Raw genomic sequence first — 1,074 nt, forward strand, 5'->3', positions numbered from 1 at the left:
GTTCGAGCCCCTTCTTGCGGGCGAAGGCGGCGCGGCCCCGGACCGCGCCGGGCGCGTCGCACACGGCCAGCGAGGTCCGGGAGGAGATGCGGTCGGCCAGGTAGAGACCTGCGTCGACGACGAGGCCGGCGATCTCCTCCGGGTCGCGGTCGACGTCCTGGGTGAAGACCACCTCCATCCCCTGCACCAGCCCGCCGCCTCGCTTCAGCCGTCCGGCCGGCCGCCAGAGCCTGGGCGCGGCCAGGGCCTCGGCCCACACGCGGGAGACGAGGAAGCCCGTCTCCGGATCCGCCACCATCCCGTCGAGGCGCCGCACCGTCGGCTGCACGGCCTTGGCCGCGGCGACCTGCAGCATCCCCGCGAACACCCCGGCCAGCACCAGCGCGTCGTCATGGGCGTCGTGCGCGGCCCGCTGCTCCACGCCGAAGTGCGCGGCGAGCGTGACCAGCTTGAGGTCGGCGGTGGACAGATGGAGCCGGCCCGCGAAGTCCAGCGTGCACAGGAACTGCTCCAGCGGGGGCTCGAGTCCGGCCCGCCGCGCCTCCGAGGCCAGAAAGGACGCGTCGAACGTGGCGTTGTGGGCCACCACCGTCCGGCCGTCTAGCACCCGCGCCAGGTCCGCGGCCACGTCGGCGTAGCGCGGTTTGCCCGCGAGCAGGGCCGGGGTGAGGCCGTGCACGTGGACCGGCCCCGGGTCGACACCCGGGTTCAGCAGGGTCACGAACTCCTCGAGCACCTCGCCGTCGTCGTCGATCACCACCGCCGCCACCGACAGCACCCGGTCGACGGACGGTCTCATCCCGGACGTCTCGACGTCCACCACCACCCACCCGCTCATGTCCCCCCGTCCCCGGTCTCGTCGGGCCGCCCGTGTCGGCCGGTGTCCGCCTATCGTGGCAGACCACCCCGACATCTCCGACGGCTACTGTCGACTCCGTCAATTCGGCGCACCGGCCACCACCGGTCCGGTCAGAATCAGGAGAGCCCGTGGCGCGGTACCGGTCGGACACTCCCGCGGCCCGTCTGCGGGACGCCCCGGTGCGGGCGCGACGGCGCTCACGGCGCCTGCTCCGG

Annotated in this window: 1 protein-coding gene; it reads right to left on the minus strand. The window is 74.0% G+C overall.

Annotated features, from left to right (window positions below; genetic code table 11):
* Positions 1-838: exonuclease domain-containing protein (locus IY392_RS16185; protein WP_194861776.1), on the minus strand; the 838-nt coding region annotated here is incomplete at its 3' end.
* Positions 839-1,074: the final 236 nt, after the last annotated feature.

The sequence above is a fragment of the Dietzia sp. SYD-A1 genome (assembly GCF_015356725.1).
Taxonomy (GTDB): Bacteria; Actinomycetota; Actinomycetes; order Mycobacteriales; family Mycobacteriaceae; genus Dietzia.